This is a genomic window from Roseobacter sp. N2S (assembly GCF_031454055.1).
Lineage (GTDB): Bacteria > Pseudomonadota > Alphaproteobacteria > Rhodobacterales > Rhodobacteraceae > Amylibacter.
In genome coordinates, this window is the sequence record NZ_JAVDQB010000011.1 from 1 (window position 1) to 16237 (window position 16237).

At 58.2% G+C, this 16237-nt stretch carries 17 protein-coding genes; 9 read left to right on the forward strand and 8 right to left on the reverse strand.

The genetic code is table 11. The features are described 5' to 3' along the window. Positions 1 to 719: 719 nt before the first annotated feature. The 4 genes from GGE09_RS19290 to GGE09_RS19305 form a co-directional block, all read right to left on the reverse strand. A complete protein-coding gene (locus tag GGE09_RS19290; RefSeq protein WP_309747825.1) occupies positions 720 to 2066 on the reverse strand; it encodes a TRAP transporter large permease in 1347 nt (448 codons plus the stop codon). A 3-nt stretch (positions 2067 to 2069) separates the two neighbouring features. Next, positions 2070 to 2687: a TRAP transporter small permease subunit gene (locus GGE09_RS19295; protein ID WP_309747826.1), complete on the reverse strand. Its 618-nt coding sequence runs from the start codon at positions 2685 to 2687 to the stop codon at positions 2070 to 2072. 59 nt (positions 2688 to 2746) lie between these two features. Beyond that, positions 2747 to 3766 carry a TRAP transporter substrate-binding protein gene (locus GGE09_RS19300; protein WP_309747827.1) on the reverse strand — a complete coding sequence of 340 codons (1020 nt, stop codon included), beginning with the start codon at positions 3764 to 3766 and terminating at the stop codon, positions 2747 to 2749. 107 nt (positions 3767 to 3873) lie between these two features. Next, complete coding sequence (locus GGE09_RS19305; protein WP_309747828.1) at positions 3874 to 5103, reverse strand: LysR family transcriptional regulator; 1230 nt, start codon at positions 5101 to 5103, stop codon at positions 3874 to 3876. Between the two features lie 112 nt (positions 5104 to 5215). Between GGE09_RS19305 and GGE09_RS19310 the strand changes: the two genes are divergently transcribed. From GGE09_RS19310 to GGE09_RS19325, 4 genes are read left to right on the forward strand one after another with little or no spacing between them, the layout of a single operon-like run. Continuing rightward, complete coding sequence (locus GGE09_RS19310) at positions 5216 to 5947, forward strand: PIG-L deacetylase family protein (protein ID WP_309747829.1); 732 nt, start codon at positions 5216 to 5218, stop codon at positions 5945 to 5947. Between the two features lie 19 nt (positions 5948 to 5966). Beyond that, on the forward strand, positions 5967 to 6920 hold the full coding sequence (locus GGE09_RS19315) for a VOC family protein (protein ID WP_309747830.1): 954 nt from the start codon (positions 5967 to 5969) through the stop codon (positions 6918 to 6920). Further along, positions 6917 to 7588 carry a 4-carboxy-4-hydroxy-2-oxoadipate aldolase/oxaloacetate decarboxylase gene (locus tag GGE09_RS19320; RefSeq protein ID WP_309747831.1) on the forward strand — a complete coding sequence of 224 codons (672 nt, stop codon included), beginning with the start codon at positions 6917 to 6919 and terminating at the stop codon, positions 7586 to 7588. The genes GGE09_RS19315 and GGE09_RS19320 overlap by 4 nt, the downstream gene beginning before the upstream one ends. Further along, on the forward strand, positions 7581 to 8636 hold the full coding sequence (locus tag GGE09_RS19325) for a 4-oxalomesaconate tautomerase (protein ID WP_309747832.1): 1056 nt from the start codon (positions 7581 to 7583) through the stop codon (positions 8634 to 8636). The genes GGE09_RS19320 and GGE09_RS19325 overlap by 8 nt, the downstream gene beginning before the upstream one ends. Before the next feature lie 9 nt (positions 8637 to 8645). On the opposite strand, the gene GGE09_RS19330 is transcribed toward GGE09_RS19325, so the two are convergent. Genes GGE09_RS19330 through GGE09_RS19345 form a run of 4 tightly spaced genes read right to left on the reverse strand, consistent with a single transcriptional unit; the run spans position 8646 to position 11784 of the window. Further along, positions 8646 to 9464, reverse strand: a complete 819-nt coding sequence (locus GGE09_RS19330) for an ABC transporter permease (protein WP_405048571.1) — start codon at positions 9462 to 9464, stop codon at positions 8646 to 8648. Continuing rightward, positions 9416 to 10171: an ABC transporter permease subunit gene (locus tag GGE09_RS19335; protein WP_309747833.1), complete on the reverse strand. Its 756-nt coding sequence runs from the start codon at positions 10169 to 10171 to the stop codon at positions 9416 to 9418. Before GGE09_RS19335 ends, GGE09_RS19330 begins: the two co-directional genes overlap by 49 nt. Before the next feature lie 9 nt (positions 10172 to 10180). Further along, positions 10181 to 10954, reverse strand: a complete 774-nt coding sequence (locus tag GGE09_RS19340; RefSeq protein WP_309747834.1) for a transporter substrate-binding domain-containing protein — start codon at positions 10952 to 10954, stop codon at positions 10181 to 10183. A 29-nt stretch (positions 10955 to 10983) separates the two neighbouring features. Continuing rightward, entirely contained in the window at positions 10984 to 11784 is an 801-nt protein-coding gene (locus tag GGE09_RS19345) for an ATP-binding cassette domain-containing protein (protein WP_309747835.1), read from the reverse strand. A gap of 87 nt (positions 11785 to 11871) precedes the next feature. On the opposite strand from GGE09_RS19345, the gene GGE09_RS19350 reads away from it, so the two are divergent. From GGE09_RS19350 to GGE09_RS19370, 5 genes are all read left to right on the forward strand, one after another. Then, a complete protein-coding gene (locus GGE09_RS19350) occupies positions 11872 to 12561 on the forward strand; it encodes a TetR family transcriptional regulator C-terminal domain-containing protein (RefSeq protein ID WP_309747836.1) in 690 nt (229 codons plus the stop codon). Next, complete coding sequence (locus tag GGE09_RS19355) at positions 12558 to 13745, forward strand: pyridoxal phosphate-dependent aminotransferase (protein WP_309747837.1); 1188 nt, start codon at positions 12558 to 12560, stop codon at positions 13743 to 13745. The genes GGE09_RS19350 and GGE09_RS19355 overlap by 4 nt, the downstream gene beginning before the upstream one ends. Continuing rightward, the gene (locus GGE09_RS19360; RefSeq protein ID WP_309747838.1) at positions 13742 to 14542 is read left to right on the forward strand and encodes an arginine deiminase family protein; all 801 of its coding nucleotides are present in this window, start codon (positions 13742 to 13744) and stop codon (positions 14540 to 14542) included. The genes GGE09_RS19355 and GGE09_RS19360 overlap by 4 nt, the downstream gene beginning before the upstream one ends. Before the next feature lie 327 nt (positions 14543 to 14869). Next, complete coding sequence (locus tag GGE09_RS19365) at positions 14870 to 15847, forward strand: TRAP transporter substrate-binding protein (RefSeq protein ID WP_309747839.1); 978 nt, start codon at positions 14870 to 14872, stop codon at positions 15845 to 15847. Between the two features lie 4 nt (positions 15848 to 15851). Then, positions 15852 to 16217, forward strand: a complete 366-nt coding sequence (locus GGE09_RS19370; RefSeq protein WP_309747840.1) for a cupin domain-containing protein — start codon at positions 15852 to 15854, stop codon at positions 16215 to 16217. Positions 16218 to 16237: the final 20 nt, after the last annotated feature.

Genomic DNA, 16237 nt, shown 5'->3' on the forward strand with positions numbered 1-16237 from the left:
TTTGTTACATTCATTTTCAAAACCCCTTATTTTAAAGGACATAATCCCAAAACTTTCTATTTCCCAACCGCCCAAACCAACCCAAAATACCCCCCAACACACCCAAAAACACCGTTTCAACCAAAATCAACTCACGAGTCACCCCCGACTCACAAACGACTCGCGCGAAAATACAACGCGCGCGCGCTCCGATTCCCAAAAAACTGTCGAAATGACCCAAAAACTTTTCAAAATTGCGAAACCAAGGGAATCAAAACGAGCGAGTCGCCAGAAAAGTAGGAAGCGGGCGGTCAGAACATCCAAAACCGGATGACACGCGGCTTTTCCACTCTCATGATCCGATACCCCGCCAATCGCCCCGAACCGCCATCCACCCCAGCCCTTCCTATCGAGTTATACCTGCCCTACAGGCCAGCGAACCGTTCCGCCCCCCCCACAGGCCCGCCAAAGCCCCGAACCCGCAACAGGTCACTGTTCCCCGAACAGCCCCGCCAAGGCCGCTTATGCGGCATCCTCAGGGCTGCTTTTTAAGTCTGAAAAACACCCGCTTTAGGATCTTGCAGCGCGGGTCTGCGTATAGGCCCCTATATAGGAGTGTGGTTTACCCCTTTATTGCGGCCCTTTTTGTGCCGTCAGGCGCAGGCACTGCACCCCGTAAACGGCAGTGGGCGCGGCAGGGGGTTTCCCGACCGCGCCCACAAATTTAACCCTCACCCCTGTCAGTAGAACAGACGGACCAGCACCATAGTAATCGACGGGAAGGCCACCAGAAAGGCGATCCGCACGATATCAGAGGTCACAAAGGGCAGCGACCCGCGATAAGTTTCGCGGATGCTGACGTTTTTCGACATGGCGTTGATGACAAACAGGTTCATCCCCACAGGCGGCGTGATCAGACCGATTTCAGCCGACATCAGCACCAGAATACCGAACCAGATGCCCACCTCTGATGCAGGAATGCCGAAATCCAGTTGCGTCACGATCGGCACAAAAATCGGGACTGTTAGAAAGATCATCGCAAGTGAATCCATCACCGTGCCCAGCACCAGATACAGCACCAACATGCCGATCAGGATCAGCCACGGGCTGACGTTGGCTTCTAGGAACACATTGGCAAGGGTCTGGGGCACCTGCGCCGAAGACAGAAAGGAATTGAACACACCCGCCGCAAGGATAATGAAGAAAATCATCGCCGAGGTTTTCGCCGTAGACAGCAGCGCGTCTTTGAGCACGTCCCACGACAGGGCGCGTTTTGACATGGCCACAACCGCTGTGCCTGCCACGCCCACAGCCGCAGCAGCGGTGGGGGAAAACGCGCCTGTATAAATGCCACCGATCACCAGACCAAAAATCACCACAACCGGCCAGACCGCGAACAGGGTGCGGAACCGCGCGCCATAAGGCATCCGTGGCAGGCTGTTGCCACTGCCGGGCACCAGACGGGTATAGATCGACACGGTCAGCATATAGCCCAGCATCGCCAGAATCCCCGGAACCAGCGCAGCGGTGAACAGTTTTTCAATGTTTTCCTCGGCAAGGATGGCATAGACCACCAGCACAACCGAAGGCGGGATCAAAATGCCAAGGGTGCCGCCCGCCGCCAATGCGCCTGTGGCCAAAGCCCCGCTATACCCCGCACGGTCCAGCTCTGGCAGGGCCACACGCCCCATGGACGACGCCGTCGCCAAAGATGACCCACAGACCGCCCCGAACCCTGCCGAAGCGCCAATCGCCGCCATCGCCAGCCCGCCACGATAATGGCCCAGCCACGCCTCGGCCGCTTTGAACAGGGACGAAGACATGCCGCCCCGCGTGGCGAATTCGCTCATCAGCAGGAACAGGGGAATAATCGAAAGGGAATAGTTGGTCAGCGTGCCATAGGTGAATGTTTTCAACTGGCTGTCCATCATCCGCATATTGCCAGCCACCAGATAGGTGCCGACCAAGCCGACCACAAACATGGCCGCCGCCAGTGGAATACGCAGGCCGATCAGGATCAGCAGAACCGGAAAACTATACAGACCGATTTGAAACGGCGTGAAAGATTGGGATATCAATTCTTGCATGGCTTACACTTCCAGAGTTTGCGCGGGGAACAACGCTCTGACGCGCCGCCACACGCAAAACAGGGCTACAATCAGAAACACCGCCACGCAGATTTCCGCGACGATATAGGTGGGCCACAGGGGCAGGCCCAGGATTTGCGATTCCTGACTGGTGCGCATCCGATCCGCCACCTGCTCAAAATCACCCTGTAGAAGAAGCGAGCCAAGAGACTCTTTTGATCCGCGCGCCTTGGAAAACAACAAGAACCACTGGCGGGTCAGGATCAGATAGGCCAGTGCTGCCAGCAAGGCGTCCCCGATCAGGTCGAGAACCTTGTTGAACCGCACTCCGAAGCTGGGCTCGAACACGTCGATCTTGATATGGCCGCGCTGGATCATCACCCATGGCAGGGCTGCAAACAGCGCGAAGCCTACACCGTAGGTCACCAGTTCCTCTTCGCCAAGGATCGGGCGCAGCCAGGTCAGGTTTTCACCGGTATTGCCAATCAAGCGCCCTGCCAGTTTCAGCAGGATACTGGTGCAGGTCACAAGTGTCGCAAAGATCAGACCCATGCCGCCAAGCAAGGCCAATCCAGCGGCGAGCTTTGTCACCCCGCGTTCTGTGCGTTCAAAAACTGTCATGGGAAAAATCCGGTCAAAAGGTATGCGGCCCCGCGCTTGGGGGCCGCATACGGGTTAGCTTATTGGTTTGCTGCGATCAGACCTTTGGCCTGTTCAATCGCAGCCGCACCGTCAAAACCTTCGTCAGACGCACGGGCAATCCAGCGGTCGTACACAGGTTGGGCCGCGTCGATCCAACGGCCCACTTCGGCTTCGTCCAGTTGAATGATGTTGTTGCCTTCAGCTTTGGAACGCCCAAACGCATCCGCATCGCGCATCACTTCGCCTGCGAATTTAGACAGACCTTTGCCTGTCTCCGCATCCAGAATAGCACGCAGATCGTCTGGCATACCTTCATAGACATCCCAGTTCATCGCCAGAACAAACACCGCTGTGTAAAGTGCACGATCGCCGCCCAGTTCAGTGTGGTTGTTCACCAGTTCCGCCAGCTTGATCGACGGGGTTACTTCCCACGGCACAACCGCGCCGCTGATCACACCTTTTGACAGGTTCTCGGGGATCTTTGGCAAAGGCATGCCCACAGGGGTCGCGCCCAGTTCACCCAACAGATCGGTCACCAAACGGGTCGGGCCGCGCATCTCTTTGCCAGCCAGATCTTCCAGCTTGGTGATCGGCTCTTCGGAATGGATCACCCCCGGGCCGTGTACCCAAGCGGTCAGGATTTTAGTATCTGCCAGCTCTCCGTCTTGCAGATCGCTTTCGATCAGATCGTAATAGGCCTGCGACGTGGCCACAGAATTCTGCATGATAAACGGCAGCTCGAATACTTCGGAACGGTTGAACCGGCCCGATGTATACCCCGGCAATGTCAGCACAGCTTCAACAGCGCCATCGGCCGCTTGGTCATACAAATCGCTTGGACGCCCGCCCAAAGACATGCTGTCATAAGGTACAATCTTGATCCGCCCGTCACTGGCCTTGGCCACACGTTCCGCAAAAGGCACCAGAAAATTGGCATGCAGCGGCGCTTTCGCCGACATAAAGTGGTGCACACGGATCGTGACCTCTTGGGCTTGGGCAAAAGTTGCAGCACTGGCAAAGGCCAAAGCCGTCATTGAGGTTTTGATAAACCGGTTCATGGTATCCTCCCTGGGAATGTCTAAGTGGTCCATCGTAGCACTACGCTAAATCTCGGGTAAATTCGATGGATGATAACTGTATTCGTTTTGGGTATAGATCAAAATCCTCAGCCCATCGCAACCGCTGTTTCACGCAAAATGCACAGCAGTTCCGATTGGGTTTTGGTTGGCTGCCAATCGGCGCGATAGGTCATTCCAATCGGGCGCGGCTTGTCATTCAGCACAATCGGCAGTTGGTGCAACCCGCCAATCGCCACCTCTGAACGCAGTTGATTCGCCGAAATCATCGCCAGCCGTTCACTGCCCTGCAACAACTCGCGGATCAAAATAAGTGCATTTGATTCCAGTATCGCCCCCCTGCGCGCGCCCTGCGGATCAGACAGGTCCAGATCGGCGAAAAACCTGTCAAAATGGGCCCGCGTCGGGCTGCCCCCCCGCGTCACCACCCAAGAATACCCCGCCAGTTCAGCCCGACCGGGTACAGGCTGGCCGACCAGCGGATGGTTGGGGCCGCAAAACACCCCCAGATGATCCTCAAACAGCGGTTCCTGAATCACATCAGGGGCAGGTGCCGGATCGCGCAACGCGCCCAGCAACAAATCAATTTCCCCGTGACGCAGCCCGTGCAACATCTCGTCATACGACCCGTCACTGACCTGCACATTCAAACGCGGATAGATTTGCGCCAGCCGGTTCAGCGCAGGCGGCAAGATCGTCCCACGGGACAAAGGCAAACTGCCCAGACGCAAAATACCGGTGGTTTCCCCTTTGGAATGGGCAATATCGGTGATCGCCTGATCCAACTCGGCAAAGGCCAACCGCGCGGCCCGCACCAAAATCAACGCCGCAGGCGACAGATCAATACCTTTACTGGATTTGATATAGAAACTCTGCCCCGCCAAAGCCTCAAGGCTTTTTGCCGTGCGGTACAAAGACGGCTGCGACACTCCGTTGACCCGCGCTGCCACCGAAAAATTGCCATAAGCCGCCACCGCAATCAGCGCGCGCAATTGTGTGCTGGTCAGCAAATCCACATAGGCCCCCGCCGCGCAGCTCTGCCCGCTGGCCGGAACCTTGGGCGCGGCACTCTTTAACATATCAAAGGCCCGCTGCGCCCGGTGCAGCAAAATCTTGGCCGCAGCGGTGGCAAACATCCCCTTGCTGCTGCGGGTAAACAGCGGCAGGCCAAAGCCTTCCTCCAGTTTGGCAATGGCTTGGGTGATCGCAGGCTGGGATAAATGCACCGCCCCTGATGCCGCAGAAATGCCACCATGGTTGCACACCTCTACAAAGGCCCGCAAATGGCGCAGGTTCATTTGCCCCCCCTGAACAATCATCTTTCTCCCCCTCCTATACCCAAATCCAATACTGCGACTCTGGGATTGAAATGGCAATCCGAAAGCCGACCCGTCATCCTGCGCCCAACCTGTTTGAGCTAAGGAAATCCCCATGTCGGACCAAAAAACAGCCCTGATTATTTCTGCCCATGCGGCAGATTTTGTGTGGCGCTGCGGCGGTGCCATCGCCCTGCATCAAAAACTGGGCTATCAGGTCACCGTCGCCTGCCTGTCTTACGGCGAACGGGGCGAATCCGCCCGTCTGTGGAAAGAGGGTAAAACCCTAGACCAAGTAAAATCCATCCGCCGCACCGAGGCTGAAAACGCCGCCAAAGCCCTGAACGTGCATGATATTCAGTTTCTGGACCTAGGGGATTACCCGCTGGATCTGGGCCGCGAGTCCCAAGACCGCGTGGTGGATATCATCCGCGCCGTGCAGCCGTCGTTTATGATGAGCCACTCGCAATACGACCCATATAACACCGACCATATGCGCACCACAGACTTTGCCCTGACCTGCCGCATGATCGCCCAAGCCTGGGGCCATAACCCCGGTGAAAAAGTGCTCGGCGCGCCGCAGTTATATCTGTTTGAACCCCATCAAACCGAACAAATGGGCTGGAAACCCGATACCTTCCTCGACATCACCGAAGTCTGGGATAACAAACGCGCCGCCATTGAATGCATGGAAGGCCAGCAACATCTGTGGGACTACTATACAAATGTGGCCCAAAACCGCGGCAACCACTTCCGCCGCAACTCGGGCGGCATGTCAGGCGGACGGGCGGCACAATACGCCGAAGGCTTCCAGTCGGTCTTTCCGCGCACCGTTGACGAACTTTAAGCAGAATTGGGGGAACAATATGGAAAATTGTCACGACATCGCACATCTCGGCCATGTAGAAATCTACACCGACCGCTTTGAAGACAGCCTTGCATTCTTTACCGATGTATACGGGCTGAAACTGTCGGGCCAAGACGACACCAGCGCCTATTTGCGGGCGTGGGAGGATTATGAATACCACTCCCTGAAACTGACCCGCCACCACACCACAGGGGTCGGCCACATCGGGTATCGCGTCGCCAGCCCTGATGCTTTGGCCCGCCGCGTCAAAGTCATTGAACAGAGCGGCTATAAAACCCACGGCTGGGTGGACGGCGATCAAGGCCACGGCCGCGCCTTTCGCTTTGAAGACCCGTTCGGCCATATTTTTGAAATCTACTGGGACACCAACCGCTACACCCCTGCCCCCGATGACACCCCCGCGCTGAAAAACCTCGCCAGCCGTTATACAGGCGCGGCCCCCCGCCGGATTGACCATTTGAACCTGTTGGCCAGCGACGTCAGCGTCTTTCGCGACTTTATGCAAACCTGTCTGGGCAGCCGCGTCACCGAATATATCCAACTGGACAACGGACGGATCGGCGGCTGCTGGTTCACCGTAAACAACAAAACCTACGATCTGGCCTGCACCGAGGAACACGGCGACGCCGATGCCCGCCTGCACCACGTCACCTATGCCACCGACCAGCGCGAAGACATCCTGCGCGCCGCCGATATTTTCCTTGAAAACGGCGTCCACATCGAAACAGGCCCCCATAAACACGCCATACAAGGCACGTTTTTTCTGTATGTCTGGGAACCCGCTGGCAACCGCGTGGAACTGGCCAACGCTGGCGCGCGCCTGATCCTTGCGCCCGATTGGGAACCGGTCTGCTGGACCGAAACCGACCGCAAGAAAGGTCAGGCTTGGGGGCTAAAAACCATCGACACCTTCCACACCCACGGCACCCCGCCCACACAGGCCAAATCATGAGCAGCGTCATTCAAAACATCAAACGGACCGACCCCGCCCTGATCGCACGGCTTGGCGCGGCGGGTGTGGCCACAGTGCATGAATCCCAAGGCCGCAGCGGGTTGATGGCGGCCAACATGCGGCCCATCCAGCAGGATATGGCAATTGCGGGGTCTGCCGTCACCATCTCGGCCCCGCCGGGTGACAACTGGATGATCCATGTGGCGATCGAACAATTACAAGCGGGCGATATCCTTGTGCTGGCCCCGACTTCACCTTGTGACATGGGCTATTTCGGCGATCTTCTGGCCACCTCGGCCATGGCGCGGGGCTGTTCAGCACTGATTATTGATGCCGGCGTGCGCGACACCCGCGATCTGCGCCAGATGGGATTTCACGTCTGGTCCACCGCCGTTTCCGCCCAAGGCACCGTCAAAGAAACCATCGGCGCGGTGAATGTCCCCATCGTCTGCGCAGGCGCAATGGTGCAAGCGGGCGATGTGATCGTCGCCGATGATGACGGCGTCTGCGTGGTGCCACGCGACACGGCTGAAACAGTCATGACCAAGGCCCAAACCCGTCTGGACGCCGAAGAAGCCAAACGCCTGCGCCTTGCCAGTGGCGAATTGGGGCTGGATATCTATGACATGCGCGGCAGGCTGGCGGAAAAGGGCCTGAAATATGTCTGATGGCGTGCGGGTCATGTGGATGCGGGGCGGCACGTCAAAAGGCGGCTATTTCCTTGCAAGCGACCTGCCCCAAGACCCCGCCGCGCGGGATGCCTTTCTGCTGGGGGCCATGGGGTCGCCTGATCCGCGCCAGATTGACGGCATGGGCGGGGCTGATCCGCTGACCTCAAAGGTGGCGGTGGTTCGGCCATCAACCCGCGCAGGCATCGACGTGGACTATCTGTTTTTGCAGGTGTTTGTGGATCAACCCATCGTCACGGACGCCCAAAACTGCGGCAATATCCTGGCGGGCATCGGCCCCTTCGCCCTTGAACGGGGTCTGGTCGCAGCCCAAGACGGCGAAACCCCCGTGACGATCTTTATGGAAAACACAGGCCAGATCGCCACCGCGCGGGTCAACACACCGAACCGCAAGGTGGATTACACAGGCACCGCGCAAATCGACGGCGTGCCAAACACCGCCGCCCCGATCCCGCTGGCGTTTCGCGATACCGCGGGATCAAGCTGCGGCGCGTTGTTCCCCACAGCAAACACCACCGACACAATCAACGGCACACCCGTCACCTTAATCGACAACGGCATGCCCTGCGTGGTGATCCGCGCCGCCGATCTGGGCCTCACAGGGCAGGAATCCCCGTCCGAGCTGGACGCAAACCAACCGTTGAAAACCTGCCTTGAATCCATCCGCCTGCTGGCAGGGCCGCTGATGAACTTGGGCGATGTGACAGAAAAATCTGTCCCCAAACTGACCCTGATCAGCGCCCCCCGCGCAGGCGGCGCCATATCCACCCGCAGCTTTATCCCCCACCGCTGTCACAAAACCATCGGCGTCTTGGGGGCGGTCAGCGTGGCCACCGCCTGCCTGACCAAAGGCACCGTGGCCTATGATCTGGCAGCGCGGTCTGACGGGGCGGTCCAGACCCTGAGTATTGAACACCCCAGCGGCGAAATGACGGTGATCGGGCACTTGGAAAACGGCGAAATCACCCGCACCGAGGTTTTGCGCACGGCCCGTAAACTGATGGACGGGATAATTTTTGCGCCTTAGCCCAACCCCCTAACGCGCAGCAGGTCCGGCGTTTTCAAAGCGGCGGAATAGCAGGGTGATAACACCCGCGATAATCAGATAGAACAGCGCCAGCAACAGCAGCGGTTCATAGACGATCAGCATGTCCGATCGCACCCGCGACGACACCGAATAGATTTCCACCACTGTAATCGTCGCCACCAAAGGCGTGGCCTTCAGCTGCAAAATTGTCTCTCCGCCCAGCGTGGGCAGCACATTGCGGATCGCTTGGGGCAACCAGACACGGCGGAACATGGTGAAACGGGGCATCCCAAAGGCATTCGCCGCCTCTAGCTGGCCTTTGTTCACACTGGAAAACGCACCCCGCATCACCTCGCCCTCGTATCCCGCATAAGACAGGGTCAGCGCCAGCACGGCATAAGGCCATGCTTGGCGCAGATAGGGCCACAGATCACTGCCCCTGATCCACGGAATTTGCGGGAACAGCGACCCCAGCCCGTAATACAGCAACCAGATTTGCAACAGCAACGGCGTGCCACGGATCACCGTGCAAAACACCCGCGCAGGGGCGGAAAGGTACCAAGGCCCGATGGCCTGCGCCAACCCCAGCGGAATCGCCAGCAGAAACCCCAAAATGGTTGTGACGATCAAAATCCAGACGGTGCGCCACAGGCCTTCAATCGCAAGTGGCGTGTATTGCGGTATCCAGTCCCAGCGCAACGACAGCGCGCACCAAATCACAAAAGCCACAAACAACGCCATCAGCACAATGCGGTGGGGTTGGAACAAATCGCGCAGGGTCATCGGCTTTGCCCCGCCCGCAATGACGGCTGCCCGCGCCGCGCCCATTTTTCAATCCGCGCAAACACCACCCCTGACAGCAGGGTCACAATCATATAAAGCGCCGCAGCCGCTAGGAAAAAGGTGAAATAGGCCCGCGTGCTGGCGGCGGCCTGTTTGGTTTCAAGCGTCAACTCGCTAAAGCCGACAATCGCCAGCAGGGCCGTGTCTTTGGTGGCGATCAGCCACAGATTGGCCAGTCCCGGCACCGCAAAAGACATCATCGCAGGGATCGTGACCCGCCGCATCACCATAAAGGCCGGCATCCCGTAGGACCGCGCCGCCTCGATCTGGCCTTTGGGCACCGCTTGGATCGCACCGCGTAGAACCTCGGTGGAATAGGCCCCTTGGACGATGCCCAACACCCAAATCCCCGCCACCACGCCGCTGATTTCAACCCGCCCGTAGCCCATAAACTGGGACGCCTGATTGATCAGATCGGTCCCCACATAATAAAGAATCAGGATCAGCACCAATTCCGGCACCGCCCGTATAACAGTCGTATAAATGGCGAGAAGGTCGCGCACGACCACCCCGCCATATAATTTGCCGTACGCTCCGAACAGCCCGATCAGCAACCCCAGACCAAAGGCCCCAAAGGCGATCTGTAAGGAATTGATCAGCCCGCGCAAAAGGTTGCCGCCCCACCCCGGAGGGCTGAGCGACAACAATTCAAAGCTCGCGGTCAGACCGAGCGACTGTATCAAAGCGTCCAAACCCGCGTCTTATTTCTTATAGATGCTGGTTTTGAAGTATTTAGCCGTGATCTCGGCGTGGGTGCCATTGTCCAGAATCGTCTTGATCCCCGCGTTCAACTGTTCACGCAGCGCATCGTCGCCTTTACGCACACCAGCGCCAACACCCAGACCCAGGATCGCCGTGTCATCCGGTACCGAGCCTTTGATTTCACAACAGGCCCCGCCATCCGAGCCGACAAAATCTGCCATCGCAATGCTGTCTGCCTGTGTGGCATCAATACGGCCCGCAACCAGATCCTGATTGGCTTCGTCCTGTGTTTGATACACGCGGATTTCGCCCGCATCGCTAAAGTGCGCATTCACATAGGCTTGGTGCACAGTCGACGCCTGAACCCCGATGATTTTGCCCTTCAAAGACGCCGCATTCGGCTCAATGTCAGACGACTTATCCGCAACGATCACGGTTGGCGTGTCGTAATAGGCATCGCTGAAATCAATGGTTTTCTGACGCTCTTCGGTGATCGACATAGACGCCATGATCGCATCAATGGTGCCTGCTGTCAGGGATGGAATGATCCCGTCCCACGCCACAGGCGTAATGACACAATCCATCTTTTCAGCCGCACAGACCGCGTTGATGATGTCCACCTCCCAGCCGTTCCATGTGCCCGCCGCATCCACAGATGCAAACGGAGGATAGGGTTCGGCGGCAATGCCGATTTTCACCGGATCAGCCGCCACAGCGCCAGCGCCCAGAACCGCTGCGGTAAAGGCCGCAGTCATAAGTGTTTTGATAGTCATGGTAGTCTCCCTTTTGGATTGGCTGGTTTTTACCAGCCTACGGTTTTTAAAAACTGCTGTAGTCGGGGGGATTTCGGATTGCCAAAAACATCAGCCGGAGGGCCTTGTTCTTCAATCCGTCCCTCGAACAGATAGATGATATGGGTCGCCACTTCGCGGGCGAATTTCATTTCATGTGTCACCAACAACATGGTGCGCCCCTCGGCGGCCAGATCGCGGATCACGGTCAACACCTCGCCGACCAGTTCTGGGTCCAGTGCGCTGGTGGGTTCGTCAAACAACATCACATTGGGATCAACCGCCAAAGCCCGCGCAATCGCAGCGCGCTGTTGCTGGCCCCCTGACAGATAGGACGGAAACGTATCCGCCTTATCGCCCAGACCCACACGATCCAGCAAAACCTTGGCTTTCTCAATAGCCTCGGCTTTGGGGGTTTTCAGAACATGCACCGGAACCTCGATCACGTTTTCCAGCAATGTGCGGTGGGTCCACAGATTAAACGCCTGAAACACCATAGCCAGCTTGGTGCGGATACGTTCCAACTGGCGGCGGTTTGCAGGCGATCCGTCAGGGCGCATCAGAACCTCTTCGCCGCCCACGGTGATCTGGCCCGATGTTGGCGTTTCCAGAAAGTTGATGCAGCGCAACAAGGTGGATTTCCCCGATCCGCTGCCCCCGATGATGGCAACGACATCCCCTTTACGGGCCGTCAAAGAAACCCCTTTCAGGACTTCCAGTGTCCCAAAGGATTTGTGCAGATCAGTGATCCGGATGGCTTCATCCGGCACGCCTTGTTCCGCATCATCCTTGAGGTTCACATCCAAGCTCATTGCTTGTCCCCTTAATTCCTGACTTGTAGTAATGCCAGATTAAAGTAATTATGCAAGCGTATAATTACCCGAATCCAGAGCCCCCCATTGACCGACCCGCGCCCCAAATTCAAAAGAGAGCCCGCGACCCAGCGTAAAGACGCGCTGATCGAGTCCGCCCTTGCGCTGATTTCGGAACAGGGCGTGGCGGGGGCCACCGTGCGGGCAATCGCCAAACGCGCCGACGTGACCCAAGGCCTGATCCGGCATTATTTCTCAACCAAAGAAGAGCTGATCAGCGCCGCCTATGAACGCCATATGAACCAGATGACCGAACTGACCGCCGCCCCCGCAGCGCAAGACGGCATTTCTGCCACATCACGGCTGGTGACCTTTATCACGGCAGGCCTGACCTCTCCGGTGATGGACACACGATCTGTCACACTATGGGCCAGTTTTATCAGCAGCATCCGCACCGATGCGGCCATGCGCCAGATGCACCAGCAAACCTATTATGATTTCCGCAACCGTCTTGAAATCCTGATCAGGGACGCCCTGTTAGAATCCGCCCCCCATACGCCGCCCTGCCCCAAAGACCTGCGCCAGATGGCCATCGCATGTAACGCGGTGATTGACGGGCTGTGGATGGAAGGCGGCGCATTGCCGGAAACCTTTGACACAGATGAACTGGCGCAAATCGGGCTGAAATCCGTTGGCGCGATCATTGGGCTGCCCCTGTTGGACCAGACCCTTACTTCGACCCCGACTCACACACAGACACCGAAAGGTCAGCTATGAAATTTGCAGCGATAACAGAACGGCTTGCAGGCCTTGGCGGCGCAAAGTGGGAAATCCACAACAAAGCCCGCGCTTTGGGGCGGCAGGGCCGTGACATCATCGAACTGACCATCGGCGAGCCCGATGTGCCAACCCCCGAAACCTTGGTGACTGCCGCCATCGACGCATTGGCCCGCCACCGCACAGGCTATTCCAGCGGCGAAGGCGAACCGGGCCTGCGCGCGGCCTTGGCCGAACGCTACTCCCAACGCAACGGACGCCCCATCACCCCCGATCAGGTGATGTGTTTTCCGGGCACCCAAACATCGCTTTATGCGGTGATGACCGGCCTTGTGCAATCGGGCGACGAGGTTCTGGTCGGCGACCCGATGTATGCCACCTATGAAGGCGTGATCCGCGCCACGGGTGCCAAAATGGTCCCCGTTCCCCTACGCCCCGAACACGGGTTCCGCATGCAGGCAAGCGACATCGAAAGCCGCATCACCCCCCAGTCCCGCGTGATTTTCCTGAACACGCCGCACAATCCAACAGGGTCAATCCTGACCGCAGATGACATCAAAGCCATCGGCGCACTGGCGATCAAACATGATCTGTGGATCATCTCTGACGAAGTCTACGAAGACCTGATTTTTGACGGCAAACCCTTTACCTCCCCCCTGTCCCTGCCCGAACTGGCAGACCGCGTGATTGTGGCCTCGTCCATCTCCAAATCCCACGCCGCCCCGGGGTTTCGCAGCGGTTGGTGCATCGGCCCACAAGCCTTTACCACCGCGCTGTTGCCGCTGGCCGAAACCATGCTGTTCGGCAACCAGCCCTTCATCGCCGATATGACCGAACAGGCCATCCGCGATGGTTCCCCCGTGGCGCGCGGCATGTGCCAACGCTTTGCCAAACGCGCCCAACATCTGGAAAAACGTCTGACAACAGACACCGCGCTGACCGTCCATCAACCAGACGCTGGCATGTTCGCGCTGATAAATGTGTCGGCCACAGGCATGAACGGCGCAGAATACGCGCTGCACCTGCTGGAACACGGCGGCGTTGCGGTGATGCCGGGCGCATCCTTTGGCGCATCCCTTACAAATTGGGTGCGCGTTGCCCTGACCGTCGATGACACCGCCTTTGACAGCGCCTGTGACCGCATCATCCAACACGCCCACGCTTTACAGATGGAAACCGCATGACCGACCCGACCTTTGAATTCTCCCACGCCATCACCCGCCGCCCGGCCCCCAGCATCATCGACGGGTTGCGCGCGCAGGATGTCGGCACCCCTGATCTGGATAAAATGCTGGCCGCCCACGCCCATTACGTTGCCACTCTGAAAGAAACCGGCGCAACCGTGATCGAACTGCCCCCGCTGGACGCCTTCCCCGATGGCGTCTTTGTCGAGGACACCGCGCTCTGCCTGCCCAAAGGCGCGATCCTGATGCGCCCGGGTGCCCCTTCGCGCATGGGTGAAGTCGGCGAAATGGAACCCGCCCTGCGCAGTGTTTACGACGATGTGCGCCAGATCAGCGGGAACGGCCACGTGGAAGGTGGCGATATTCTGGTCACAGGGCGCGAAATCCTTGTGGGCCGATCCGATCGCACCGATGCCGCAGGTGTCGCTGAACTGCGCGAAATCGTCGCCGACTGGGGCCATTCCCTGCGCGAGGTGTTCACCCCCGAAGGCGTGCTGCATTTCAAAACCGATTGCTCCCTGCTGGACGGGGAAACCATCCTGTCCACCAAACGGCTGGACGCATCCGGCTGCTTTGAAGGCTACCGCGTTCTGCACACAGCCGAGGGCGAAGAGGCCGCCGCCAACAGCATCCGCTTTAACCAATACGTCATCTGCCCCGCAGGGTTTCCACGCACCGCCGAAATGCTGGACAAAGCAGGCTTTAACATTGTGCAAGTGGACAACCGTGAATGCGCCAAACTGGACGGCGGCATGTCCTGCCTGTCCCTGCGCTTCTCAGCCACGCGTCCCGCCTAAATTCACAGGCCACAAGGCCACTCAACGCAAGGATGCAGGGGTATTTCCTCTGCATCCACGGCTGAATCAAACCGACTCGCCAGAAAAAAATTTCCACACTTTTAAATACCCCCCGTTTTCCTTGCCAGCCACCGCGCCCGCAGGGACACGGCCCTGTCTGCCCTAACTTGCTGACAGGCTTATAATTTTCCCCACCCTAAACCGATCCAGCCGCCCCCGAAAAGGCGGCTTTTCTGCGTCCGGTCTCCTGCGTCTTGACAGAAAATCGAATCTGTCTCACTATCGTATAGCTTGTTTCGCTTATCGAAACACCATGGGAGGACTACGATGAAGCATTTTATTATTACAGCGGCTTTGGCTTGCGCATTGCCCCTGTCCGCAGTGGCACAGGACGTGACAATCAAGATGGGGCACGCCGCCTCGTCCAAACATATTTTTCAGGACGGCCTGCAAATCTTTGCCGATAAAGTCGCCGAAAAAACCAATGGCGCGGTCAAGGTCGAAGTTTACGGCGACCGCCAGCTTGGCGATGACAAACAACTGCTCGAAGGTCTGCAAATCGGCCTGATAAACGGCGCGCTGGTGTCATCCGCCACCCTGCCTCTGGTGCTGGGAACCGGCGGCTTTGACGCGCTGCAACTGCCGTTTGTGGTGTCCAGCTACGACCAGATGTCAGGCGTGCTGACATCCGATCTGGGCGATGAACTGCTGGCCACGCTGGATGAAAAATCCATCAAAGGTGTCGGCTTCGTCGAAGCTGGCCTGCGCCACTTCCTCGCCAAAACCCCCGTCGGCTCCACCGCCGATTTCGCAGGCCTGAAAACCCGTATCGTGCCAATTCCGCTGCACAAGGCCACATGGGAAGCCATCGGCGTGAACCCCATCGGCATGGCCTACGGCGAAGTCTATTCCGCACTGGAAACCGGCACAATCGACGCGGTTGAAATCAACCTGTCCTCGGTTCAATCCGAAAGCCTGTATGACGCGGCCCAAAACGTCACCCTGACAGGCCACTACTTCTGGCCGGGTGTGATCATGCTGTCAGGCGCGGTCTATGACAGCCTCAGCGACGATCAAAAAGCCGCCGTAGATGCCGCAGGCCGTGAAACCACCGCCGAGGCTTATGCCCTTGCCGCCAGTCAGGAAGCCGACACAACCGCCTTTCTGAAAGACCACGGCGTCACCATCACCGATCTGTCCGATCTGGAAACCATGCAGGGTAAAACCGCCCCCGTGGTCGAAACATGGACAGCCAAAGAACCGCTGGTCGCCAAGATCACCGACGCCTTTCGCGCGGGGAACTGATCCGATGACAACCAACGTCTACCGCTGGACCGAACTGCCCCGCGAAGATGTGCGCCCCGGCGTATCGCGCACTGCCTTTCGGGGCGACGGGGCCATCATGGTAATGAACTGGCTGGAACCGGGCATGGAAAAGAAACCCCATTCCCACCCGTTCGAACAGCTCGCCTATATCCTGTCAGGGCGCGTGCGCTTTGAAATCGGCGACGAAGTGATCGAGGTCGGCGCGGGCGAGGTTGTCCGCATCCCCCCCGATGTTGTCCACTGCGGCGAAGCATTGGGCGATGAAACCGCCGTGAACCTTGATGTCTTTGCCCCTGCACGGCCCGATTATCTGCATCTGACCGACTATCAGGAAGCAGACTTCACCTAAAACGCGGGCTGGCCCAAAAC